This is a genomic window from Chitinophaga ginsengisoli (assembly GCF_003014595.1).
Lineage (GTDB): Bacteria > Bacteroidota > Bacteroidia > Chitinophagales > Chitinophagaceae > Chitinophaga > Chitinophaga ginsengisoli.
In genome coordinates this window covers 65670-90891 of sequence record NZ_PYGK01000017.1, presented here as the reverse complement: position 1 = coordinate 90891, position 25222 = coordinate 65670, and the positions used below count along the sequence as shown (strand labels likewise).

Sequence of the window (25222 nt, the reverse complement as noted above, 5' to 3'; positions counted from 1 at the left end):
TTGTCAGAGATGATATAACACTGGTTCATCTTCCCCTGAAGATAAAATAAACAAACATTTATATAAGTATGAAATACGTAAAAAACATAGGGATTTTATTACTATTGATACTATCCTTAAATTCTTGTTCAAAGGATAACGATGATACATCAAAAGATAAGAATCATTCAACTTTTGTGTTGGTGCATGGTGCCTGGCAAGCATCTTTTGTATGGGATAAGGTAAAGGCGTCTTTAGAAGCTGAAGGGAATAAAGTTGTTTTAGTGGAATTAGCTGGTCATGGGAATGATCAGACACCTGTTTCTGAAATAACCTTTGATGGATATGTTAAACAGGTGACCGATGTTATCAATGGTATGAATGGTCCCGTTGTCCTGGTAGGACATAGCCTGGGTGGTGCAATAGTTACACAGGCAGCCTGTAAAGTTCCTCAGAAAATAGACAAATTAGTATATGTTGCCGGATTTATCCCTCAAAGCGGTAGCAGTGTATTCGATTATTCAGCAAAGGACAAGGGAACATCTATTCCCGCTGCATTAGCATTTTCTGCTGATGGAAGTACGGTAACTATTGCCAATCCTGAAGTGAATATGAGAGAGGTATTCTGTAAAGACGGATCGGATGATGATATTAAACTATTGGTAGAAAAGCTTCGCCCCGAGCCTGTTGGCGCTGCCGGAACCCCGCTGAATTATAGCAGTGAGATTTACAACACCATCGCTAATAAATACTACATCTATACAACTGAAGACAAAGCGATCAGCTTTCCATTTCAGCAACAGATGGTTGCTGAAGCGCATATTTTAAATACTTATGAGATTAAATCAGGACATAGTCCTTTTCTATCTAAACCTGGTGAATTAGTTCAGATACTTAACACCATTATAAAAAAATAGCAATTCCATTTTTTTTATAAAGAAGAATATTTAAAGATAAACGGAAGCATAATTCAATCACAATGAGGAAAATTATTTTCAGTTATTTACTGGCGATACTATCTGTTGGTGCTTATGCCCAGAACCAGAGATCTGCTAAAGGGCATGAAAACAATCCCTACTATTCAACCACAGACACTACACGGCTGAACGTGTCCAATGCAGAATGGAAGAAAGTGTTATCAGCAGACCTCTATGCGGTAGCCAGGGAAAAGGACACCGAGCGGCCATTTACCGGCGTATACTGGAAAAGCAAAACGAAAGGGACTTACTACTGTGCAGCTTGCGGAAATATACTTTTCAGGTCCGATGCCAAGTTTGCCAGTAGTTGTGGTTGGCCAAGCTTCTATGAGCCGTTAAGAAAAAACAGCGTAAGATATTTAGAAGATGATTCTCAGGGGATGGATCGTACAGAGGTGCTTTGTGGGCGCTGTGATGCCCATCTGGGACACATTTTTGATGATGGCCCGCCTCCAACTTACAAAAGATACTGCATGAATGCCATTAGCCTTGATTTTGAACCAGACAGGATGCTTTCGGATAAATAAACCTTTGCCAATTATATATGACCATATGAAAATGCCAGTTCTCTTCCTATGTTTCCTATTGTTGCCTTGTACCATGCAAGCGCAGAACATGATTAGTATGTCTTCTTTACACCCAGGGGCTGATACCATCAGTGCAAATATGAAAGAACTTGCCATTCGTTATCCTGGGTTAAGGAAATTCGGCATATCGGCCAGTGGCTTTGGCTATAGTGATTTTGATGTGAAACTGGATGATCGTGATTTTGCCAGCGGAAAAATAAAAACCAGACGCATAAGCACTTTTTTCAACACACCTGCTATTAAATGGAAAGGTAACTCCTTGTCGGCCGGTATCTATTATACCTATACATCCACAAGGATAAAAGACATTAGCAACAAGTTGCCAGAAGCGGAATTGACTCCCGTGACCACAGATAGAAGCACATTCGATCTCGCCATAAATTATTCCCGGTCAGATAAGATATTTGATCACCCGGTTGTTTATTCATTAGTTGTCAGGGGAATTACAGACGGAGTGAATAGTTTTCGCCGTTTAAATTTGAATGGTAGTATCAATTTGCCCTTGAAAAAAACAGGAAACACGACATTCTCTGTTGGCTTATTAGCCTTGATAGATCCATCTTCGCCGATACCTGTCGAGCCTATTATTAACTATTATCATAAATTCATTTCATCCGGACTCGAATTGATCGTAGATATTCCCACAGGTGTTAACTTAAAAAAAGAGATAGCTAGGAACGCCTGGGTGTCAGTTGGTTCCAATCAGCGTTCATATACTATTTTTTATGATCGGCACAATACTTTCTTAGATGGCAAGGTAAGCTACAATACGATTGAGTTAAAAAGTGGAGCGGCGTTTGAATTGCTGTTCGCGAAGAATGTTATGCTGACTTTGGATGGTGGACTTAACAGCTTCTTGTCTGCCAGGCTATTTAAAGACGGCGAAAACTATAATAACGCATCCATAATTAGTAGTAATAAAAATGCTCCTTACGTGAATGTTGGCTTATCACTAGTATCTTTTTAAGAAAATACGTTTCTATTTCTGACACCAGATGTTGCCGAGCGTTGTTGCTGAACCATATTGCCAAATAATTGACCCGGTTCACAAAGTGCATTTCTTCTTTTGTTACAATATTTGCAGTATTAAATAAACATTCAAAAGTCAAGATCATGGGATTATCAATCTTGGGGATTTTTCATACCGTTATAGGTATTATAGCGATTGTTGCTGCCGTTATAGCTTTTACTAAAGGAGGCAAAATAGATCTGGGCAAACTTCCGGGAAAGATCTATTTTTATTTTACACTAGTCACGTCATTGACAGCATTAGGACTATCGAGCGTTAAGGGAGTGAATCCGGGACATATTCTTGCATTATTGGTTGTGACATTGGTAGTAGTAGCATATCTTCTTTATGCCAAAAAGCCGGGAAATAACCGTGCTCGTTATATAGAGACTTTCTTCCTTTCTTTCAGCTTTTTCTTGTCGATGATTCCAACTGTAAATGAAACCTTTAACCGTATTCCGGTAGGTCATCCGCTGGCTCATGGACCTCAGGATCCTTTGATTGCAAAAACACTTCTTTTGCTTTTGATCATGCTTATAGTTGGTTCTGTGTTACAGTTCAGGAAGATATATCAAACTAATAAGGCGGTATAGAACAGCGAGTGGATGCTTTTTTGACACCCAGTTGAAGGTAAGAGATATAGGGGGATTATTTGAAACGGGCTCGAAAACTAAAAATCCTCCGGAATGCGGCTATTCGACATTCTGGAGGATTTCATCTGAGCGGGAAACGGGACTCGGACCCGCGACCTTTAGTTTGGGAAACTAATGCTCTACCAACTGAGCTATTCCATAAAATATTGAATTTGAGCGGAATTTTCTTTGGTGAGCGTGGCTAGTTTCCTTTTACCAATAATATGATACCCAAAATGTAACCCAAAATATTGTTTACTGATGGTAAAGTAGGTTATAACCTACTTTATTCAAGGATAAAGATACTATTGAAACATTGGAAATGCTATATAAAGGCTAAATTTTCTGATTAAAAACGCGATATTCTGTGATAAGTTCTCAGGGCTATTATATTGTAGATAAATGAACTTTTTAGCTTGTTTTAGACTAGCTCTCTAGATACTAATACATTCACCATTCGAAAACGGAAATTCTAGTTTAACCGGGCGGATAGTCGACATTCTAATTAGGAGGGGGAGGCGGTCAGGGCTGGGTTTGAAGTGGGAGGCATATATCAAATAACCGATTGAATTATAAAATTTAAATATTGCTGCAATGTTGCCCATAGTCTACAAATATATAGATGCAGTTGATCTATAAATTCTCATAAATATTTGTGATGTTTATCATTAATTATTATGATCAAATGGGGGTATAGATGCAAATTACAGCAAATTGAGCTGTATAAAGTTTAATTACGTTTTATAGTTAAAGTTATGTTATATCCGCAATTATGTATTTGTGACGAATTTTGAAACATGCTTATTTTTTCGTATATTTGCTTGCTTCAATTTTTAGTCCTTCGCATAATCTAATGCATCTCAGCTATAAAAAGAAAACGACGAGTGCCAGCAAAGGTAATTGCTGATGCAGGATACCAGCCCATGAAAACATGATATGAAGGCTGGCCACTACGTCTTTCTGAGTATGGCAGCAAGTCCGCTGCTTAGGCGCTACCTCCGGCGGGAGTTTGAAGAGGTATTGATTGGCAGTAATGTCAATTGCAAAACGCGGCACTGGGCCAGCTAATTTGCGTGTAGATTATATCCTACATTTTTATGGGAGTTAGACGGAGGGCCTAAATTATCAGTTTTATAGTTCAACGATGCATCGATTCCCAGATTTCCTCTTTCCTTTTTCAATAGTACATTATTTCACCCTATTACAACAGCAGATAATTTAGTTGATTGTCGGCTACAACTATAATTGTTTCCAAATTGAAGCGTTTTGCGAACGGAATCTACTCGTATCGCATTTACTTTGGTACTAGGGAGGGCGGTGTTGTTGGGGATTTTGATTAATGCAAATTACAGCACGATTAGAATTATTTTATCACTAAATAAAGTTATCTTGAAACGATGTTGTCAAGTTTATGGCATCGCGAAATAACAAGGATTAAAATAAGACAAATATTATGAGGGATAATTTTAGTCATAAAGGAATTTGGTATATACCTGCCAATTCTGAAGAGGAAATTTATGGTACGCTTTACTTCGATGTAGATAGTGGCGCTAGATTGGAGCTTCATGGCAACTTTTCAAGTAATCTCTCTAAACAAAATGGTGATTATTTTGATATTATAGTCGGAAAGCTGTCTTCGGGGAAAGGTGTAACTCTTTATAAATGTTGGGAAAATAGCAGTTCAACGAATAATGCTGGTTATGCGACTAGCGTTTGGGGTATTTCAATAGTAATTATTGGAGATGCTATTTTTGAGACTTTGGAGGAGCTACGTTTTTCATCAGCAGAAATGGCTTGTCACAACTTAAACGAATGGATTGGGACAACGGGAATCAATATTGAAAGAAATGATGGGGGATATGATATACGTTATTCATTACCTGACAAGATTTCTTTTGATATTGATAATAATGTGAATGCACACTTTGGGTTTTCTGTGAAAAATTTAAATCCTTCACGCTTTTCTGTATCTCTGAATCAACTTGTGAGTTTCGTAATAGAGCCATTGCAAGGCGATATGCACTTTGATGACTTGTTGAAATATCTAATAACATTTCAAGATTTTTTAACTTTATGCTCCTACGAGACATCTTACCCAATTAGAATTCATTTGCAGAATAACGTGATTAAATGGACCTTTAATGGAAAAGAGTACCCTACGCACTTTGATGTTCATTATGCTATATCTGCCAAAAGTTTATCGCAGAGGCCAAGGACTATCCGGGAGTTCTTAGTTAATTATAAAGATGTTGAGGGGAATTTCGATCGTGTCTTGAAGAATTGGTATGCTTGCAGCAAGGATATAGAGCCGGTGATCAATCTGTTAATGGAAACTTTTTACCGAGTGGACAGATTTGATGAAAATCGTTTCTTGAATGTTGCCCAGGCTTTGGAAACATTTCACCGTAGGAAAAGAAAGAATGACGTAATCCCAGATGATGAACACAGAAATAGATTGAAAGAAATTATGAGTGTTATCCCAAGTGGGCATGAAGATTTTGCTAGAGGGAGGTTATGTTTTCATAGTAATGAACCGACATTGCATACGAGACTCGCAGATTTGGTCGAAGAATTTAATATCGAGACTTTTGCGAAAATACTGCCTGATAGACTAGCTTTTGTTAAAGATGTGAAGAACTCACGAAATTATTATACACACTATGATGAAAGTACCAAGTCAAAAGCGCTGAAGAAAAAAGATCTATTTGGTTTGACTGAAAAAATGAAGCTTTTGTTGATTGCGGCGGTTTTAAAGGAAGTCGGATTCTCTCTTGATTTGATAGAGTCTTTATTCAAACGAAATGAATATCGCTTCAGGAATTTACAAGTAGAATAATTTAAGAAGAATACTGATGATAAATACCAGTACCAGTTTTAATGTGGAAGGTTTAGGTACTGTTTGAAAGTTTGTCGACGCAAATTTTATGTTATATAACTCGATTGTCTTGGTATTTTAAATAATTAGTGTATTTTCGAATACCTACAATTTTGTTATATATTATGAATTTATCCCCAGTTAATGACCCCATATTTGAAAGTCTATTTGTACCAGCTGTAAAAAGGCTTGTCGATCAAGCTCTAATTGAAGATCCTTGTCAGCCGGATCCTTATAGCGAAGAGGCGAAAAGAATTAAGAACTTTCACAGAAACGTCGTACTGGAAAATGGTAGAGCTGATTTTGCGCTTGCGAGCCAGGGCTTAACCCCGGAACAGAAAGTTGATTTGTACTGTTACTATTATTTTCAAATGCATTGTGTCAGTAGTTGGTGGTTCTACCGGTACTTAAATCCCCGATTGAATACTTATATAAAAACAAAGGACGTTTTTTTTGTGGATATAGGTTGCGGGCCTTTTACGTCGGGTCTGGCATTTAATTATTATTTGCTTGAAGCTGATAGTCTTAACAAATTGAATGTTGATTATATTGGCATTGATACAGCCGATTCGATGTTGACAAGAGCAAAAGACTTCGATGTTTGTAATTTGAAACTTAGATATAAAAATATTTCGTTTCATAATACACTTTTGGATTTGTCTAATTCTTTTCCTAAAGACCTTGACATAACTATTATTATTAACTACTCATATATTTTTGCAAGCCACAGCTTGGATCCGAAAGATTTTATTGATTTTACGAATAATTTATATTCCGCATATCCCAATAGTAAAATTCTTATTTTTCAACAAAACCCTACCGCCCCATCGTTAAATAATAAATGGAGAGTATATAAACAAGGATTAAAGAACATTAACAGCCTTAGCCTCTTTCCTACTGTTTATGGCTTTCAGTATGAAGATGTAGTCAAAAGTAGTAACAGACCACGACTAAGTTTTAACTGTTCTGCTGATTTATTGATGGCACCGTAAAAATGAGTAACTTTATGCTATGCTTAGCAATGCTCAAATAGATCTATTCAATCAATATGAAAATTTCCAGTCTCAGGATATTGAGAAAATTTCAGGCTTACAATACGTTGAGAGCTATCTTACTATTAAAGAGCATAATGATTTAATACAAATGATTGATTCGGCTGAGTGGATTAATGATTTGAGTAGGCGGGTTCAGCATTATGGTTTTAGATACGACTATAAGGCTAGGAGGATAGATCTTAGCATGAGGATTGGCAAATTACCATTTTGGGCGGAGGTAATTGCATACGACCTCTTCAAAAAAGGTTTTTTTGATTCTATTCCTGATCAAGTTATAGTAAACGAATATTTGCCAGGGCAGGGTATCACCCCGCACATTGATTGCGAGCCCTGTTTCGATGGAACGCTTGTTTCAATTTCATTGGGCTCTGATTGCATAATGGACTTTACCAATCCGATGACCCATGAAAAGATACCGTTATTACTTGCTGACAGAAGTATGGTTATTTTAAAAGGAGATAGTAGATATATATGGAAACATGGAATAGCTCCAAGATTAACTGATAAATATCACGGCTTAGTTTATAAACGAAAAAGGCGAGTGTCGCTTACATTTCGGAAAACTATTATAGCACCTTAATATTAAACGTAAAAGAGAGTTTTGTTGATAAAACTCTCTTTTATGTTTAACATTTAGTATCTAATTTTCATCTCCTATTATAAGGCGATTGATTAGTTGGCTTGAGGCTGATTCCTTCGTCCGAAGCTTTGGATCTTATTGAATCTTCACTTCTTCCCATTTTCCATGCAATTAGTCGAGTTGGAGTGTTTCCTGCCGCTAATGTATTCAGACGATCTAAGTCATTATTCGTCCATGATTTGCCAGAATTTTTAGGTGTCTTTGACATAAAATTATTATTTAAAAAGGTTATTAATATCTGTGGCCCATCCTTCACGATGGATAATTCTTGCCTTACTCAGACTTCCTGAAATTATCTCTGCTTTGGTCATTTGGGAAATCGTTTCCCAATTGTTCCCCAACACATATGTTGCATTTCCAAAATGTAGACTTTCTAGGATGTAAAGCTTTTTATTGGTAAATCCTAGAACCCAGTAACCGTGGAAACCAGCTTCTCCTATTGCAATGAAATCGGGTTCATGACGACTTATCACATTTATCCTGTTTTTTATGATCTCAGTTTTGTTCTGTGATAAACCTTTTGTGTAATCATTAACTATTGCTTTAGCCTTTTCCCAGGGGTATTTTCCGGGAGGAAGTACATTCCAGTTTAATCGATGTATTGGAGCTTTAATTGCTGGAGTTAGATTTTCTTTTAAGATTTGACAATCTCCAAAAAGCTCTAGGAAAAGATTAATTATGTGCTTTATTAGACCTGAATTTGCTTGGGTATATTTAAGCTTATTTGATAGGATGACTGCGACATCAGCATTATTGACTAATACAAGCTCTTCTCCTGGAGGATCTATAATTTGTCTTTTATATCTCTGATATGGTACGTATACAATCTTTGTATGCTCAGTTCCTCCCCAGTCTTTCCAGGTCCAGAGCCTTTCCTTGTAACAAGTTTCCTTAGGCTCATTCATTAATTTGATGAAGCCACCCTCAGCATTAAATTTGGAAACTGACCCTACAATTCTGGGAAGAACAGCCTCCCCATCATTTAAAGAGTTTGAAAAGCCAATGTTTATAGCCTTCTGCTTGCTAATTTTGGGATCAGCAGAGGCTACATAGAAGTTATCATCTTCATTTAAACCAATAAGATATTTGTCAACATTTCTTATTCTTTTATGGTTTATATACATAATGTTATGATTTAAGGGTTTTAAAATTTCCTTCCATCATATTTCTTTAGGAAAAAAGAAAATGGTATGTATATTGCACATACTTAAAAAGGAACAACCATACGATTGGGTGAAGTAGCCCAATAGTTAGAAGACCGCCAAGTCAAAATAATTGTTCCAAAAAGGGGCGTGTTGGAAGCACGTCCCTTTTTATTGCTACTCAATTTTTTTCTTCTTTTTCACCTCCCGTTTTATAAACTTGAACATTTTTTCTCCCTCATATTCAAATTCCACTATATCATATATAATTTTACTATTTCGATAGTCAATATTATAATTATCGAAAAATGCCTTGGTATTTACGTAATAGTATTCTCCAGCTTTAATTATGCTAAAGGCATCGTCATTTTGTTCGTCTAATGTCTTTATGTAGAGATTTTCATCGGTGGTATCATCTTCATTCAATGCAATCATTACAGATCTTGTGTTGTCACTTAATCTTAATTTTTTAGCAGCATCCGATGAAAAACCTAATTTTCCACTTGTATGGATGGTTGCTTTTACATTTCTATCAATTTCTTGCGCCTTAATGAATTTTAACTTCATGTTTACGAAGATAGGAAATATTGCCGCAGTTTGTTGTTTTTTTACGTTCTTGTGTGCCGCCTTTACATATTTAAGTGTATTTATTTTGAGATTATCTGTTAATCGTTGTAAATAAATTATAAATACATATGATTTTTTGTTTTATTAAGGCTGTGTGGATAATTAATTGATAATAAGGTTTTTAAATTTATCTATAGTGTGATTTTTCTTATGGATAAAAGAATAAATCAATCTATCAAATTACATAATGATTATCGAAGGGGTGAGTATTTCTCAAATTGGATGCTTATTATAAAATTAATTATCATCAACTCACCATTTGAGGATAAAATGTGAGTTAGTTAACAACGTTTAGTTTTCACCGATTTTAGTGTAGTACTTAACCGGCCAATTCTTATGCATGATAATTGAGGTGGTATCGTCTATGTACTATCCAAAATCATTAAATTCCGTATTTTATGAGATGTTCCCATAAGACGATATATTCTTCACTCATAATTTTAATAATCATTTCTTTGTGGGCGTTCGACAAATTACAATAAGTATAGTCACCTTGATAAACATAATGGCAATTAAACTCCCGAATTTTTCTGTAATACGTGCTAATTGACCAGTTGCATTCATAACATACCCTATCCCTAAAATGCGTGTTAAATGCACTAATATGTTGATCCAGTTTTTTCAGGAGATTTGGCTCTCTGGAAATGATTTTCCGTTTGGGCTTAGCATAAAATAAATTCCTTAATACGTCTTGACGTTCTCCGTCGAGTTTACGTGCCAATTCAAAGAAGCGTCCATCACTGTCAGCCAAAAGATTACTAATAGAAACACTTCCCCAGTTTTGTATTGAAACCGGAGTTCTGAGGTTCCAATCACATGTTGAAAGAATTTCTTCATAATCATGAATACAATTTATGATTTTAAGAAGCTTCTTAAAAAGAAGAGACCGAGCGGCATTGATATGCTGCTCATAGATATAACTTGCACTATTCAGCTGATCATACAGCATTCTAAAAGACATTGATAATTCTTTGCCCTTAGTAGTGCTTAAAATCTTCCTTGGATGTCTATCAAGCCATTCCTTATCAGGAGTCCATTTCGGATATGTTTTTTTGCTTTTCCGCTTTGTATTCTTCATATTCTCTTACAAAATCATTTACAATTCCGTCCATTACTGTGAAAACCATACTAACCTCTGCATTGGAGAGGGTAGAACTTGTATTGCTTTCATTTGTCGATGGTCGCATTTTCCGGTAGTAGGTCGGAATGCTCCATGCACATTCATTGGAGGCTATTTCGCGAAATTTCAACGGCAATTCCGTTAGAAGTAATTTCATGTCATACAGTAGATTGCCTGGATTCTCATACTGCTGTTGATGTTTTCTTTCTGTCATGATATTTCTGATTAAGTATTGTTTTGTAAATCTCGTAACAGGATGTGGCCTGTGGGTTTCGCCATATCAGGGCCAGATTCGGATAGTAATCTTCTGGCAATGGTTTGTATTTTGACACGTTCGTCGTGTGTTAAAGCTGAATTGACAGTCATTTTTTTATGATTAACTATGTCCGGAACTTTTAGCCGGTTATAATAATCTGTATTTGGCCAGCCCAGTTCTGCGCATATTTCTTCCCTTAAAATGCTTCTAAGAGCTAGTGATCTATATTCAATATTATTGAGGACAGAAGATAGTGGCATGACTTTACCCATATACCGAGAGGAATCTGGTAATTCAGTTTTTTAAATAAAGTTTATGGAAAGTACAGGGCGTGATGGGCTAACCTTGAAAATAAAAAAGGTGCAGGTTAGTTCTTATCGTGCTGAAGGGCTGCGACACCCTACTACGGAACAAGAACGCCTACACCAATGCAAGTATAGGCGATTTACCTCATTCTCTCCGTAGTTTTTTGAAAGGTCGCAGTTTTCAGCAACGGAAAGCAAAGCAAACACGCTTATAGTATTTTAAATCTATGAATATGCTATTAAGATGTATTCATTTCAGAATTGCTATTTAGTAAAGATAATAAAAAATATTAAAACCGGACATGTCCGGTTGATAAGTTATTCACATTGTTCGTGCTTTACGAAAAATAGCAATGGAAATTAAGCCTCATGCCTCGGATATAGATATGTACGTTATACAAAGCGTGAAGAAACGCCGGGAAGAAGCCCAGTTAAAGCAGATAGATTTATCTCAACATCTGGGTATGGCTGATAGCTTCGTTTCAAATGTTGAAAGTAGCAAGCGGAGAGATAAATATAATATCCGGCATTTAAACGAGTTGGCAAAAATCTTTAACTGTTCTCCCCAGGATTTCTTGCCTAAAAATCCGCTTTAGTTAATTCATTTATAAAAGTAGATTATAACCTACTTTTCCTTGTACTAAATAATAGATCATCCGATTTTGTGATAAAAAATGTAGGTTAAAACCTACACCATCAGAAATTGTGAACAAATTGACTTTCTTATTTATTTTTCGGAGCTTTGTGCAGCGCTAAGCGATCATGCGCAACGCAAATCTCCTTCACCGATGCATCGGTTCGAAAGCGCTAAGCGTCACGCGTTAACCCTATTAGGTAAAAGGGAAGTCGATGATCGTTCGTCCCTATTACCCAACACAAACAGTAGTTTCAACTGTTGAAAAATCAAAAAAGCATCTTCACATAGTTATTTGCAGAATAGACAATATTGTCGTTTATAATCAACATTTCACATAGTACAAGTGTATTGCGTTTGATAGTCAATGACTATTAGCCGTGCTCAATTCCCTTACCTTAAAGATCAATTATGTTACCTGCTTTAATTCATTTTTGGCAGTGCTATAGCCTTTTTCTGAACACTAACGTAGTTACGTATAGTGGTTTCTATCGTGCTATGACCCATCAAATACGCGACATCTGTTATCGCCATTCCTTGCTGAACAGCCCTTGTACCAAAGGAATGTCGGGCGACATAAAGATCTCTATTCTCAATGCCTAAAGCCGTCAGGATGGGCTTTAAAACACGTTTTCCTAACATCCTATCATCGATGGATAGTCCTTTCGGAGAAAGGAAAACAAGGGAGTCGGGGTTTTTGTCAATAATATTGGGTTCCAGGATTGCGATTAGTTCATCTGTTAAAGGCAAGTACCTCACATTCTCCGTTTTAGTCCCTTTAGTGATTCTGGCGGCATGATTGGTGCCTTTTATAGTACGGGCGAAAGTCTCTGAGATTTCTACCTGTTTGTTTTCAAAATCGATATGCTTTACGCGTAGTCCTATTGCCTCAGCATTTCTAAGACCAGTTAAGAAAACGAATTTCAGGAATGGATAATAGTGCGAGTGCTTATAGGCAGATCGTTTCGGGCAGAAGGTGTCATACTGTATTGCACATAATAATCTACCGATTTCTTCTTCAGTTAATGGCGTTCTTCGCTCATTAGTTTTTTTTCTACCTGATTTTCTCTTATTTATGTGTAATAAGGGATTGAGTGAAATAACATTTGTATCCTGCAACCATATAAAGAAACTTCTTAGAAAATTAAGTCTTCTATTGTAGGTGATTACTCCCCATTTCTTTGCTGCCATTTGCGCCGGTATATCTTCAATAGGAACATTCACCCAGCTTTCCAGTAAACGCTTTGTACATAGATAGTCGAAAGAGTTATTAATATTGATGTTCCTGATTTGTACCGTCCAATCTTCGAATTTATCGGCTAACTCGTGTGCATAGATAATGGCCGGTTTGGTTGGAATAGATATAGCAGGGGTGAGGACAGGTTTATATTTTTCTAGCGAACTATCAAAACAGTCTTTGAGTATGTCCAATTTGATCTCCGTTTCCTTAACGATGGCATATTGCATATTCTCTGGCAAATATGCGTAAGGCAGACTCAGAGTATATCTTTCTCCATTTAAACGCCAGCGCAGTCTGATTCTTCCTCTGAAATTTTCAATACTAATGCCTCCTTTGGAGGTCTTTTTTTTGATACCCATTCTGATACCCAAATTGAAGGTAAGAGGGTACATCAGGTTATTAATTGGAACTGGCTCAAAACTAAAAATCCCCCGGAATGCTGCTATTCAACATTTCGAAGGATTCCATCTGAGCGGGAAACGGGACTCGGACCCGCGACCTTTAGTTTGGGAAACTAATGCTCTACCAACTGAGCTATTCCCGCTTTTTTCGTTAAAGATCATTTATGAAATGATCGTAAAACTAAATATACGCTTTTATAGAATTTGATCCAAACTGATAACGGAGCGTATTCATTCACCGGAGGTGCAGGGGCACGTTTGAAGTGTTGCTGGTACTGTACCTGGCGGGGCTGGTTGCGCAGTTTTTCAGGTTAATATATTGTGTGAAGAAGTTGCGGGCTAACGTTGTTCAAAAAGAAGAAAGGGTTGTCTCATGACAGCCCTTTTTGTATCTTCCCCTGATGATGGAACTGGAACAGCTGATTACATCTTTTTTGGGTTTTTCTGCATCCGATGCGGAGCTTGTGGCCGCATTCTTTAAACCTTCTTTCCTGGCAAAGGGGGATTATTACCTGAAGCCAGGTAATACCTGCGCGGCGTTGAGCTTTCAGCGTTCAGGGCTGATACGGGTGTTTGTAAATGATGGCGTTACTGAAACTACGCAATGGATCTCAGGAGCAGGAGGGTTTGTAACCGACCTTGCGGGATTGGTATTCAATACGCCGGCGAAGTTTTATATACAGGCGCTGGCGGATACTGAATTGTACACCATGAGCAGGGAAGATTATGTGCGCATCGGAACGGTGATACCCGAGTGGCATCATCTGGAGAAGCTGTTTATTGCCAGGTGTTTTATTTTCATGGAGCAAAGGGTGTTCTCTTTATTATCTATGAAAGCAGAAGAACGATATCGATGGTTATTCAACTATAACCCATCTCTATTTAATGAAGTGCCCCTGCAATACCTGGCTTCTATGATGGGGATGACGCCGGAGACCCTGAGCAGGATCAGGCGGAAAATAAGTTCTTGATTTTTGTCAAGTCGGCGAGCTGTTTTACGGGCCATCTTTACATCCGTAAAACACTTGTATATGTTTATCGGACATTTTGGATTGGGGTTGGCCGCTAAGAAAATGGCGCCTTCTGTTTCTCTCGGTACTTTATTTATAGCAGTTCAGTTCCTGGACCTGCTGTGGCCTACACTTTTACTTTTTAATGTTGAACATGTGGTGATACACCCCGAGCTGGGGGGCGAGCGCATTTTGGAATTTACTGATTATCCTGTCAGTCATAGTTTGCTGATGGCGATGGTGTGGAGCGTGGCTTTTGGCGGTATTTACTTTCTTGTTAAGAAGAATATGCGGGATAGCGTGATTGTGGGATTGGCGGTATTGAGCCACTGGGTGCTGGACTTAATAGTGCATTTTCATGACTTGCCTATTTTCCCATGGGCTTCTCCTAAAGTGGGGCTGGAGGTATGGGCAAACCCGGTGCTTACGAATGTGATAGAAGGGTTTATGTTTATAACTGGGATTGTGATCTATTTAAGAGCAGCCCGGCCCAGGAAGGGAGTGTTTTGGGTCCTGATGGCGTTGTTGCTGCTGGTGCAGGTGTCTAATTTGTTCAGTCCTGCGCCTGGTAGTGTTACTGCGCTGGCATGGTCTGCCCAGGTAATGTGGTTGCTTGTGGGGATGGCATATTGGACGGACAGGCCTTTATCGTCTTCGTCCTCCCTTTCACCCGAGCTTGCGTGAGATGCTTTGATAAGCCTCTGGTAACTAAATAAAAAATCCTGCACCGCCAATCTGGTAATGCAGGATTTTTTATAATATCATGAACGCTTACGCTATCGAAAACTTCTTCGCCAACCAGCTCTCCTTCAACGGCAACAACCAATTCTTCTCCATTTCTCCTTTGGTGAGAACAGTATTGTTCAGGTAAAGCGTATTCTCATCAATAAACCCCTTTTCAAGCGCATATGGCACCTGTTGCATTGGCAGTGGCTGTAGCTTGTCCTTCACCAGGAAACCCAGTAAAAGGCGATCGAAAAGGTTCACACTATACTGGCGCTCGATGCTCTTGATAATACGAACGGAGCTGTCGGTACTGCAACCGCTCACCGCCACATTTGACTCATCGGCGATCAGCACGATCACCTGATCAAAGAGTAGCTGGCCCCATCCCTTTACAGGGGCGCCATGAGCCTGCCATTGAGAAGTAAATTGATGCAGTTGCTCGTTTATTTCCAGTTTCTCCTTTTCACTGAAAGGACGATTACTCTGATATATCCATACGCGGGAAGACGGGTGAAAGTCAGCCGGTAATAATTGTTGAATTTCCTGTTTCATGATGCAAAATTACCAAAAAATTGAGTACAGACTACTGACGACGGTCATTTTGGTGTCAGGAACTAGATGGCAGGGCCTGACGGCGGATATCATTTGTCAATTCCCTGTAATAGAAATGTCTCAAAGGAATCGTCTGACCAGGTGTTAGAAAGGTAAGGCTTGTAGGGAGGATAGCCTTTATATCCCATATACGGCTTCTGCTGTTTGTAGCTTTTATATGGCTCATACTGAGTATAGCCTGTCGCCGCCTTTTTGGTATTACCTATTCTCTTGCCAGTATGATCCTGCACAATGCCCTTTTCAAACCAACCCAGGTGTTTGCCGTTAAAACCATACACATCGGTCTCTGAGATGACAGCCACCGGCTCACCGCTGTACAGATAGATGGTCTGGTCTTTATCTTTAGTGTCAATATAAGCAATCGCCTTTCCGTCTTTGTTGAATAATGCCACATCCTGCGCTGCAAGGCGGCAGCAAAAGAGGAGCATCAGAAAGGGGAGTAGGCGTCTCATTGTTGCGTTATCTGCTGTGCTACCAGTTCTGCAATATCCAGTACCTGTACACTTTCTTCTTTGCCCTGTTCCTTCACACCGTCTGTCAGCATAGTCATACAGAAGGGGCAGTTGGATGCAATGACAGCCGCACCGGTTTCCACCGCTTCTTTTCCACGTTCAAAATTGATACGGGTAGTACCTTTCTCTTCTTCCTTGAACATCTGTGCACCACCAGCACCACAACACAGGCCGTTGCTACGGCAGCGTTTCATTTCCACCAGCTCCGCATCCAGCGCTTCCAGCACCTTGCGGGGCGCTTCATAGATGTCATTGGCGCGGCCGAGGTAGCACGAGTCATGGTAAGTGATCTTGCGGCCTTTGAAGGTGCCGCCTTCTTTCATCCGGATCTTACCTTCGTCAATCAGCTGTTGGAGGTAAGTCGTGTGGTGGATCACTTCATAGTGTCCGCCGAGTTCGGGATATTCGTTGCGAAGTGTATTAAAGCAGTGAGGGCAGGCGGTAACGATCTTTTTTACTTCATACCCATTCAATACGGCGATGTTGTTCTGCGCCATCATCTGGAAGATGAATTCATTGCCGGCCCTGCGGGCAGGATCGCCGGTACAGCTTTCTTCTTTACCGAGTATAGCGAAGCGAACGCCTACTTTATCGAGGATGGTGGCAAAGGCTTTGGTGATTTTCTGTGCACGTTGATCAAAACTGCCGGCACATCCCACCCAAAAAAGGATTTCAGGTGTTTCGCCGCTGGCGGCGTATTCGGCCATCGTTTTTATTTGCATTGTATATCAGTTTAACTTAACGCTATTATCCATTCATTTCTACAGCCCATTTGTCCCTGTCGTCCGGACTCATTTTCCAGGGGGCCATGTTGTTTTCGATGTTGCTGAACATCATATTCCATTCCTGCGGTGCACTGGATTCTTCCATTACCAGGTGACGACGCAGTTGCAGGATGATGTGCAGGGGATTGATACTTACAGGGCACTCCTGTACACAGGCATTGCAGGAAGTGCAGGCACGGAGCTCTTCTTCTGTAATATAATCGCGGAGCAGGGTTTTGCCATCTTCTGTAAAGGAGCCTGTTTTAGCTATCTGTGCGCCGATCGCTTCTGCACGATCACGGGTATCCATCATGATCTTACGGGGAGACAATTTTTTACCAGTGATATTGGCCGGACAGGCAGCAGTACAACGACCGCACTCTGTACAGCTATAGGCATCCAATAAGTTTTTCCAGGTAAGGTCGGGTACGTCTTTGGCGCCGAATTTAGGAATATCGCCGGCAGGAGCATCCGCTGCCAGTTCCGGCTGCAACATCAGCTGTACTTCCTTTTGTACGGCGGGCATGTTTTCCATTTTACCTTTAGGCCGCAGATCGGCATAATAGGCGTTCGGGAAAGCAAGTATAATGTGCAGGTGTTTGGAATAGGGGAGGTAGTTCAGGAATGCCAGAATACCCAATATATGGAGCCACCAGCAAGTACGCTCTATGGCCACAAGTGTACCATCAGGTAATCCGGAGAAAAGAGAAACAAACGGACCTGTTACCCAGAAGGCGCCGGTAGCCATATAATGTTCATGCCCATGTTGTTGCAGGGCCTGATCTGCCGTGTTCATCGTGAGGAACAGGAGCATCAGTGCTATCTCCGTAATCAGGATATAATTGGCGTCAGAACGCGGCCAGCCATCCAGTTCATGCTGATTGAGACGTTTTACTTTCACAATGTTCCTTCGTACGAGGAAGATAGCACAGCCTATGAGTACTAATGCTGCCAGTATCTCAAAACAACCGATCAATACAGGATACAATCCTCCCAATACAGGGGCAAATAGTCGGTGCCTACCCAGTATACCATCCAGGATGATCTCCAGGATCTCAATATTGATAATGACAAAACCCGCATATACGAAGAAGTGGAGTACAGCAACAAGGGGATTGCGGAACATTTTCTTCTGTCCGAATGCAAGCAGTAATACATTCTGCCAGCGTGCGGCAGGTTCGTCATTCAACTGTACATCCCTGCCAAGCAGGATATTCCGCCTGATTTGCCTGGCCTTCCTGGAAAACAGGTATACAGCAATGCCGAAGGCAATTACAAATAATAGCTCCTGAATTATAAGCATACGTCAGATTTGACTTCCTAATTTATAGCAATGTAAGGAAAAATAGATCATCCGCCATAGACTATGACCTGTTGACTATGGACTCTTTTTCCTAATTTTACCCTGCTAAACAACCAACATGGAAACTAAGAACGTGATCCTGACCCAGGATGTGATAGAGAAGAAGATCAAACGTATTGCTTACGAGATCTATGAACATAACAGTGATGAACAGGAACTTATCCTGGCAGGTATCTGGGACAGGGGAATGATACTGGCAGAGAAGATCGCAGGAATACTGCAGGAGATCTCTCCCTTGCGTATCAAGCTCTTACAACTGAACCTGGACAAGCAGCGACCTGAAAGTGTAAAGCTTTCTGAAGAGATTGATTTCAACGGAAGAACGATTGTACTGGTGGATGACGTGGCTAATTCAGGACGGACCATGTTGTATGCCCTGAAGCCTTTCCTGCAGTTCCTGCCTAAGAAAATACAGACAGCCGTACTGGTAGACCGTAAACATAAGTCCTTCCCTTTATCAGTGGATTTTGTAGGGTATTCCCTGGCTACCACCATGCAGGATATGGTGATGGTGGATATGGAAGAAAATGAGATCCGGTCAGCATATCTCGTATAAAACTCAGAAGTGCAGCAGATGTCCGCGGAGTACACCTCTGGAGGTCAGTTCCAATGTAGGAGCGGGGAATTTGAACATATTCAGCACCTGGAATAATACTTTAACCCCTTTTCTACGTGTAGGTATTCTGGTGAAATCTATGTCGGGTGACAGATAGAACTGCCGGTAACGGGGAATGGCTGAATAATCGTGTTGAATACCATTGGTATCTTCCCATATATTATTATCTCCTTTCAGCATACCGTTGGCGCCATAACCTAAAGCAATATTGAGCCAGGTGGGCAGGCGGCTTTTGGGCATGAAGGCATGCAGATTTACTGATGCCCAATAGGTTTGGGCATTATAGTCTTTCAATGTCCTTTCCGCCAGATTATCTCCAAATAACTGATCTGTACGCGTTTTTAAGTAAGGGTCCTGGTATCTTTTGGGGTATGCGGAGAACTTCAACTGTATTCTTTGCTCGTGCCATACCAGTTCCTGGGAAATCATCAGTGCCGATCCTCCGGCATTGGCGGCCATATCTGCCCAGGAGAAACCCCATTCGGCTGAATAAGCGTCCAGTATCTCAATAACAGACTGATACACAAATCCGCTAAGTCCGCCGATCCAGACCTGTTGTTTTTCCGGTAGTCCGGTGCAACGCCACATTTCCCTGCTGATCTTCCCTTCCATATAAGCACTGTAAAAGTGTCCCGCTTTATCCATCTGCAGCCATTCAGGCGTATCGTCAAACGAATGGAAACGGGATTTCGGGTACTGGTTGTACCAGGTATTACTGAGAACAGCCAGTGCGCCACCATACAGACCGGTGGTGATGCCTGCCATCATCCAGATATTAGAACGGTTGATGTGGGTAGAGGGATGGGCGTCAATGATGGTGTCTATTGGTGAAACGGAAATTTGCTGCCTTGCCAGAACAGGGCAGCACGACGATACTACCAGGATAAAAAGTAGTATTCCTCTAAAATATGGCACAGCTGCGGTATTCATAGGTATAAAAAATCCCGGTACTTTACGGATGTATCAGTACCGGGACAAAGGTAATAGAATAATGAAGTTTATTTCAGCTTCATATCCTTAATAATATTCTGTACACGTTGATCAAGCGCCTGAGTGGCCGCATCGAAGTCGGCTGCCTTAGCAAGCTTTTGATTTACGCTGAAGTAGAATTTGATCTTAGGCTCTGTACCTGACGGACGGGCGGAGATCTTGCTGCCATCTTCCAGTACAAACTGCAGTACGTTGGACTTTGGCAGATCGATTGGTTTTACTTCACCTGTTTTCAGGTTTTTCACCTGCTGCAGTTCATAGTCGTACAGCGTTACAACCGGAGAACCATCGATAGTGGTCGGAGGATTATCACGATAACCACGCATCATCTCAGCAATTTCCTCTGCACCCTTCATTCCTTTCTTGGTAATGGAGATCAGGTTCTCTTTATAGTAGCCGTATTTTACGTAGATGTCGATCAGTTGTTCGTACAGTGATCTGCCCTGGCTGCGTGCATAAGCCGCCATTTCACAGATCAGTGCAACAGATGCAATAGCGTCTTTATCACGTACATTATCGCCGATCATGTAACCGTAAGACTCCTCACCACCGCAGATGAATTTCTCCTGACCTTCCTTACGTCTGATCAGGTCTGCGATCCATTTGAAGCCGGTCAGTACATTGTAGCATTTTACGTTATTGCTGGCGGCAAATACATCGATCAGGTCAGAAGTAACGACTGTTTTACATACATAGTCGGTATCTCCGGCAAGACCTTTACGTTTGCGGCCTTCTATAATATAGTTAAAGAGCAATACGGCAGTCTGGTTACCATTCAGGAGTGTCCATTCACCTTTTATGTCTTTAACAGCAATACCTACACGGTCAGAGTCAGGGTCTGTACCCAGCAGGATGGCGGCATCCAGTTCTTTGGCTTTCTTCAGACCGATGCTCATGGCTTCGGCTTCCTCCGGGTTAGGATATACTACGGTTGGGAAATTACCATCCGGAGTAGCCTGTTCTTCCACCACGTGCACATTGGTAAAGCCATAACGCTTCAGGATCTCAGGCACCAGGGTGATACCTGTACCGTGGATGGGTGTATAAACGATTTTCAGGTCATGTTGTTCTTTGATCACTTCCGGCTGGATACTGAGATTTTTCAGTTCCTGCAGGTAGGCTTCGTCTATGTCTTTACCAATACTAGTAATATTGGCTTCTCCGCCAGACCATTTTACTTCGTCAATGGAGGCGATCTTCTCTACTTCACGGATGACGTTTTTATCGTGAGGAGGCACCAGCTGGGCCCCGTCGTTCCAATAAGCTTTATAGCCGTTATATTCTTTAGGATTGTGGGAGGCTGTCAGCACGATACCACCCTGGCAACCCAGGTGACGAATGGTGAATGACAGTTCCGGAGTAGGGCGGAGGCTTTCGAAGAGGTAAACCCTAATACCATTGGCCGCCAGTACATTAGCAGCAACTTCTGCAAAATAACGGCTGTTGTTACGGCTGTCATGTGCAATGGCCAGTTTGATTTCGCCGGTAAAGGCCTGTTTCAGATAGTTGGCAAAACCCTGGGTAGCCATACCAACTGTGTATTTATTCATACGGTTGGTACCCACGCCCATAATGCCGCGCAGTCCACCTGTTCCAAATTCCAGGCTGCGATAAAAAGCATCGGCGAGTTCGTCGGGGTTATCCTGTTGCAATTTTCTGACTGCGGCCACTGTATCCGCGTCGAATTGGCCATTGAGCCACTGTGATACCTTACTTTCAATGATATTATCCATAGAACGATTACGGTTTGTTTTCTTATTTAGAAGAAACAAGTGTGTAAATTAAAGCTAAAATCCGGAGAAAATGAAAAGCCGGGGGAACAACTCAGCAATTATCAAACCAGTTATTTTTAGCAAGCTAACCAGTAATGTTGATAAATAGAAGTATTCCACACCCAATTGAAAATTGGGGGTATTGGTTAATTTTGCGGGTATGAGGCGGTACGAAGATTCTTACAAACAAAAAGGATTACGCAGGCAACTGGTAGATAGTATCCGGCAGAAAGGCATTACTGATGAAAATGTATTAACGGCTATCAACAACATCCCACGGCATTATTTCCTGGATACAGCTTTTGAAGGCATTGCCTACGAGGACAGGGCATTCCCTATTGGGGAGGGTCAGACCATTTCACAGCCCTACACTGTGGCATATCAGTCACAGTTGCTGGAGATCAAGCCCTTTGAAAAGGTGCTGGAAATCGGTACGGGCAGCGCCTACCAGGCTTGTGTGCTGGCAGAGCTGAAAGCCAATGTGTTTACGATTGAACGTCAGAAACGACTGTTTGACCAGGTAAAGCAGTTCCCTTTTAAATCAAAGTACCCTACTATCCGCTTTTTCTATGGCGATGGTTATGAAGGACTTCCCACTTATGCGCCCTTTGATAAAGTCCTGGTGACTGCGGCGGCTCCGCAGATCCCGGAGAAACTGCTGCAGCAAATGAAAGTGGGTGGAAAAATGGTCATCCCGGTAGGCGGTCAGGACGTGCAGCGGATGCTACGCATTACCAAGATCAGCGATACCGAATATGACCAGGAAATGTTTGATAACTTTTCTTTCGTGCCGATGCTGGCCGGCAAGAAATCATAAAGTGCTGTCCACGGGCTTTTTATCTTTATCTTTTTCCTTATCATCAATTTCTTCTTCAGGCACCTCCTGTTTCTTTTTCTTCCTGAACATATCCGGATCCATTTTCCCAAAACGGTAGCGTATGTTCAGACGGATGAAACGGGTGGTCCTTTTACGGGTGTAATCCTGGATAAAGGCTGTCGTTGCGTAATGAGAGCTATAATCCTGCGTATTCAGCACATCCGAAATGTTGAGGGCAATAGCCAGGGCATTATTTTTAAGCATTTCCTTACGGATACCCAGGTCTATGCCGTTCATAGCCTTAAAAGTACCCTGTGGCTGCACTCTTGGTGAGCGGTAATGGCCGTTCACCTGGAAGTTGATCTTTGCTGGCAGGCGTACATTGGAATTGACAGTTACTCCGTACGTAACATACTCGTTGTTAATGCTCGGCCCCGTCAGTTTACTGTATTCCATGTTAAGGTTGGTGGTTACGTTCCAACCCTTAATAATATGCAGGTTATAGGTGAAATTAGCCCCCCAGTCCTTGTCGGTGGCCAGGTTCATAGGCCGGGTGGTTGTTACGCCGGTAGTAGTGTCCAGGATGCTGATACGGTCTATATCGTCGTTAGCCTGGGAATAATATACACCAGTATTCAGGTAGTCTTTTGAATTGGGGAAATACCTGGAATAATTCGTTTCAAATTTATGCGTCAGGGACGGTTTCAGGTCCGGGTTCCCTGCGCGGATATTCTGCGGGTCAGAGTTGTTGATATAAGGCAGCAGCTGGTCAAATCCGGGCCTGTCTATTCGGGTGGAATAGTTGAATATCAGGCTCTGGTTCTCGTTGTGTGGCAGGTTATATTTCAGGAATACGCTGGGGAATACATTCAGGAAATGGTTATTGACCGAAGTATCCTTGGTATAGGAGAAGCCCTTCAGGTCTGCCTGCTCTATCCTGGCGCCTACCTGGTAACCGAGATTACCAATGGCGCTGGAGAAGTTCATATATCCGCTGTAAACATCCTGCTTATAATAGTAGGTGTTGGATAGGTCCAGGCTTTTCTCATATTGTTGGGTGGTAAAATTGAACAGGCGGGCATCATAGTCATTGTCATTATTCTGCAGGGTCACTTTAGCGCCTGTTTCGAACTTTCCTTTCCTGCCTACCGGCGTGGTATAGTCTGTCTGGATATTCCAGAACTTGTTCTGAGAGATCCCCAAATTTCGTTGTAACTGGGCATTTCCATGCGTACTATCCGCATTTTGATACTGAGTGCTGTAGTTACTATTATTCCTGCCTCGGTTGTTGCTGTAGCTGATATAAGCCGTCCATTCCTCATTCTGTTTGTTGGTGGTATGACGGAAGTTCAGGCTGGTATTATTGTTCGGATTGCGATAATCGCTGGAATTGTGGCGCTCTCCATTCCTGAGACCTGATCTGTGTACATCCAGGTAGTTCAGCATGATATCGTCTGTGCTATTGCCGGTATTGAGATTCAATCCTTCAGAAATAGAGATGGTATTAAAATCGTTCACGTAGTAGTCCAGTCCTATACGGCCACCATTACCGGTATTGCTGTTTTTATTCCTGCTATCCTGCGTAAAGAAGGCCGTACCGGCAGTATCGGGTACCAGGTTCTGACGATTGCTGTAACCATAGCCTGTCTGGCTGCCGTACCAGCCGTTGTAATTGGTGAAGAAATTGAATTTCCGGATGCGGAGGTTGGCATTGATATTACCATTGAGCTGTCCGCGGGTAGCTACCCCGCCGCTTACCATCACGTTATACCCGATCGCTTTATCTTTTTTCAGCACGATGTTAATGATACCACCGCCACCCTGGGCTTCGAACTTAGCGGAAGGGTTGTTGATCACCTCTACACGGTCAATCGTTGATGCAGGGATCATCTGGAGAGCGGTTTTAGCGTCTCCGAAAGGGGAGGGCTTACCGTCTACATAGATGGTCACACTTTTACCACGGAGGGTGATATTATCGTCGATATCAACATCTACGCTGGGGATGTTTTTCATTACATCTGTACCCGAACCACCTTCTGCGGTAACAATACTACCGGCGTCAAAGACCTGGCGGTCTATCTGCATGGAAAAGGCGGGTTTCTCTGATTTGATCTCCACCGTAGCCAGCGTCTTACCAGTGGGCTGCAGCCGGAGTGTGCCTGCAAACTGCACCGGTTTACCGGGGATGATCTTCACCGCTTTTACAAGCTTATCATATCCCATGAAGGTAATGCGGAGCACATAAGTGCCTGCTGGTATCGCGTTGAAGGAGAAATCGCCGTTCGGTTGGGTGTACATACCTGTCATTACGGAAGAATCCTGCTGGTGAAGCAACACTACCGAGGCATATTCCACCGGTTTGCCGGTAACGGCGTCCAGCGCTTTACCAACGAATTTTGCAGAATTATTACCGGTTTGAGCCATAGCAATAGCGCCATAGCACATAAACGCTGCCAGGAGTAGACGTTTAAGCATGCATGAAGGATGTTAATGAGACCTAATTGTTGAGACCAGGACAAAAATATCTATCTCATATGTAAAGTATCGCTATTTGTGATGAA

General features: G+C 41.3%; 25 protein-coding genes and 1 tRNA gene. 12 read left to right on the top strand and 14 right to left on the bottom strand.

Annotation, left to right across the window (positions count from 1 at the left end; all coding sequences use genetic code 11):
• Positions 1–68: 68 nt before the first annotated feature.
• From CLV42_RS28340 to CLV42_RS28325, 4 genes are all read left to right on the top strand, one after another.
• On the top strand, positions 69–896 hold the full coding sequence (locus CLV42_RS28340; protein WP_106605317.1) for an alpha/beta fold hydrolase: 828 nt from the start codon (positions 69–71) through the stop codon (positions 894–896).
• A 62-nt stretch (positions 897–958) separates the two neighbouring features.
• A complete protein-coding gene (gene msrB / locus CLV42_RS28335) occupies positions 959–1483 on the top strand; it encodes a peptide-methionine (R)-S-oxide reductase MsrB (RefSeq protein ID WP_106605316.1) in 525 nt (174 codons plus the stop codon).
• 25 nt (positions 1484–1508) lie between these two features.
• Positions 1509–2510 (top strand): hypothetical protein, encoded by a 1002-nt coding sequence (locus tag CLV42_RS28330; protein WP_146154512.1) that lies wholly within the window; start codon positions 1509–1511, stop codon positions 2508–2510.
• Between the two features lie 146 nt (positions 2511–2656).
• Positions 2657–3145, top strand: a complete 489-nt coding sequence (locus CLV42_RS28325) for a hypothetical protein (RefSeq protein WP_106605314.1) — start codon at positions 2657–2659, stop codon at positions 3143–3145.
• 903 nt (positions 3146–4048) lie between these two features.
• On the opposite strand, the gene CLV42_RS33760 is transcribed toward CLV42_RS28325, so the two are convergent.
• Positions 4049–4240, bottom strand: coding sequence for a hypothetical protein (locus tag CLV42_RS33760; RefSeq protein ID WP_146154511.1), 192 nt, complete (start codon positions 4238–4240; stop codon positions 4049–4051).
• Between the two features lie 397 nt (positions 4241–4637).
• Here CLV42_RS33760 and CLV42_RS28315 point away from each other — a divergent pair, with 397 nt between their 5' ends.
• From CLV42_RS28315 to CLV42_RS28305, 3 genes are all read left to right on the top strand, one after another.
• Positions 4638–6020: an ApeA N-terminal domain 1-containing protein gene (locus tag CLV42_RS28315; protein WP_106605313.1), complete on the top strand. Its 1383-nt coding sequence runs from the start codon at positions 4638–4640 to the stop codon at positions 6018–6020.
• Between the two features lie 164 nt (positions 6021–6184).
• On the top strand, positions 6185–7051 hold the full coding sequence (locus CLV42_RS28310; protein WP_106605312.1) for a class I SAM-dependent methyltransferase: 867 nt from the start codon (positions 6185–6187) through the stop codon (positions 7049–7051).
• 19 nt (positions 7052–7070) lie between these two features.
• Positions 7071–7694, top strand: a complete 624-nt coding sequence (locus tag CLV42_RS28305) for an alpha-ketoglutarate-dependent dioxygenase AlkB (RefSeq protein WP_106605311.1) — start codon at positions 7071–7073, stop codon at positions 7692–7694.
• Positions 7695–7969: 275 nt separating this feature from the next.
• Here the strand turns inward: CLV42_RS28305 and CLV42_RS28295 are convergent, their stop codons facing one another.
• The 4 genes from CLV42_RS28295 to CLV42_RS28280 form a co-directional block, all read right to left on the bottom strand.
• Positions 7970–8878 (bottom strand): hypothetical protein, encoded by a 909-nt coding sequence (locus CLV42_RS28295; protein ID WP_106605309.1) that lies wholly within the window; start codon positions 8876–8878, stop codon positions 7970–7972.
• A 195-nt stretch (positions 8879–9073) separates the two neighbouring features.
• Positions 9074–9463 (bottom strand): hypothetical protein, encoded by a 390-nt coding sequence (locus CLV42_RS28290; RefSeq protein WP_106605308.1) that lies wholly within the window; start codon positions 9461–9463, stop codon positions 9074–9076.
• Between the two features lie 442 nt (positions 9464–9905).
• A complete protein-coding gene (locus CLV42_RS28285) occupies positions 9906–10601 on the bottom strand; it encodes a hypothetical protein (RefSeq protein ID WP_146154510.1) in 696 nt (231 codons plus the stop codon).
• On the bottom strand, positions 10549–10857 hold the full coding sequence (locus tag CLV42_RS28280) for a hypothetical protein (protein WP_106605306.1): 309 nt from the start codon (positions 10855–10857) through the stop codon (positions 10549–10551). Before CLV42_RS28280 ends, CLV42_RS28285 begins: the two co-directional genes overlap by 53 nt.
• A 700-nt stretch (positions 10858–11557) precedes the next feature.
• On the opposite strand from CLV42_RS28280, the gene CLV42_RS28270 reads away from it, so the two are divergent.
• Positions 11558–11800, top strand: coding sequence for a helix-turn-helix domain-containing protein (locus tag CLV42_RS28270; protein WP_106605304.1), 243 nt, complete (start codon positions 11558–11560; stop codon positions 11798–11800).
• Between the two features lie 461 nt (positions 11801–12261).
• On the opposite strand, the gene CLV42_RS28265 is transcribed toward CLV42_RS28270, so the two are convergent.
• Both CLV42_RS28265 and CLV42_RS28260 read right to left on the bottom strand, forming a co-directional pair.
• Positions 12262–13437 (bottom strand): site-specific integrase, encoded by a 1176-nt coding sequence (locus tag CLV42_RS28265; protein ID WP_170117682.1) that lies wholly within the window; start codon positions 13435–13437, stop codon positions 12262–12264.
• 112 nt (positions 13438–13549) lie between these two features.
• A tRNA-Gly gene (locus CLV42_RS28260) sits at positions 13550–13622 on the bottom strand.
• 258 nt (positions 13623–13880) lie between these two features.
• Between CLV42_RS28260 and CLV42_RS28255 the strand changes: the two genes are divergently transcribed.
• Both CLV42_RS28255 and CLV42_RS28250 read left to right on the top strand, forming a co-directional pair.
• The gene (locus CLV42_RS28255; RefSeq protein WP_106605395.1) at positions 13881–14450 is read left to right on the top strand and encodes a Crp/Fnr family transcriptional regulator; all 570 of its coding nucleotides are present in this window, start codon (positions 13881–13883) and stop codon (positions 14448–14450) included.
• Between the two features lie 60 nt (positions 14451–14510).
• Complete coding sequence (locus CLV42_RS28250; protein WP_106605302.1) at positions 14511–15173, top strand: hypothetical protein; 663 nt, start codon at positions 14511–14513, stop codon at positions 15171–15173.
• An 87-nt stretch (positions 15174–15260) separates the two neighbouring features.
• Here CLV42_RS28250 and CLV42_RS28245 read toward each other — a convergent pair whose 3' ends face one another.
• From CLV42_RS28245 to CLV42_RS28230, 4 genes are all read right to left on the bottom strand, one after another.
• The gene (locus CLV42_RS28245; RefSeq protein ID WP_106605301.1) at positions 15261–15767 is read right to left on the bottom strand and encodes a hypothetical protein; all 507 of its coding nucleotides are present in this window, start codon (positions 15765–15767) and stop codon (positions 15261–15263) included.
• Positions 15768–15856: 89 nt separating this feature from the next.
• Positions 15857–16279, bottom strand: a complete 423-nt coding sequence (locus CLV42_RS28240; protein ID WP_146154509.1) for a 4-fold beta flower protein — start codon at positions 16277–16279, stop codon at positions 15857–15859.
• Positions 16276–17061, bottom strand: coding sequence for a (Fe-S)-binding protein (locus tag CLV42_RS28235; protein WP_106605299.1), 786 nt, complete (start codon positions 17059–17061; stop codon positions 16276–16278). Before CLV42_RS28235 ends, CLV42_RS28240 begins: the two co-directional genes overlap by 4 nt.
• Positions 17062–17086: 25 nt before the next feature.
• Entirely contained in the window at positions 17087–18406 is a 1320-nt protein-coding gene (locus CLV42_RS28230) for a (Fe-S)-binding protein (RefSeq protein ID WP_106605298.1), read from the bottom strand.
• A 118-nt stretch (positions 18407–18524) separates the two neighbouring features.
• Here CLV42_RS28230 and CLV42_RS28225 point away from each other — a divergent pair, with 118 nt between their 5' ends.
• Positions 18525–19022 carry a phosphoribosyltransferase family protein gene (locus tag CLV42_RS28225; RefSeq protein WP_106605297.1) on the top strand — a complete coding sequence of 166 codons (498 nt, stop codon included), beginning with the start codon at positions 18525–18527 and terminating at the stop codon, positions 19020–19022.
• A 3-nt stretch (positions 19023–19025) separates the two neighbouring features.
• On the opposite strand, the gene CLV42_RS28220 is transcribed toward CLV42_RS28225, so the two are convergent.
• Complete coding sequence (locus CLV42_RS28220; protein WP_106605296.1) at positions 19026–20012, bottom strand: DUF2279 domain-containing protein; 987 nt, start codon at positions 20010–20012, stop codon at positions 19026–19028.
• Positions 20013–20080: 68 nt separating this feature from the next.
• Entirely contained in the window at positions 20081–21805 is a 1725-nt protein-coding gene (locus CLV42_RS28215) for a phospho-sugar mutase (RefSeq protein ID WP_106605295.1), read from the bottom strand.
• Between the two features lie 199 nt (positions 21806–22004).
• Between CLV42_RS28215 and CLV42_RS28210 the strand changes: the two genes are divergently transcribed.
• Positions 22005–22661 (top strand): protein-L-isoaspartate(D-aspartate) O-methyltransferase, encoded by a 657-nt coding sequence (locus CLV42_RS28210; RefSeq protein WP_106605294.1) that lies wholly within the window; start codon positions 22005–22007, stop codon positions 22659–22661.
• Here the strand turns inward: CLV42_RS28210 and CLV42_RS28205 are convergent.
• Positions 22656–25136: an outer membrane beta-barrel protein gene (locus tag CLV42_RS28205; protein ID WP_106605293.1), complete on the bottom strand. Its 2481-nt coding sequence runs from the start codon at positions 25134–25136 to the stop codon at positions 22656–22658. The two genes, CLV42_RS28210 and CLV42_RS28205, sit on opposite strands and share 6 nt — an antisense overlap.
• Positions 25137–25222 lie beyond the last annotated feature (86 nt).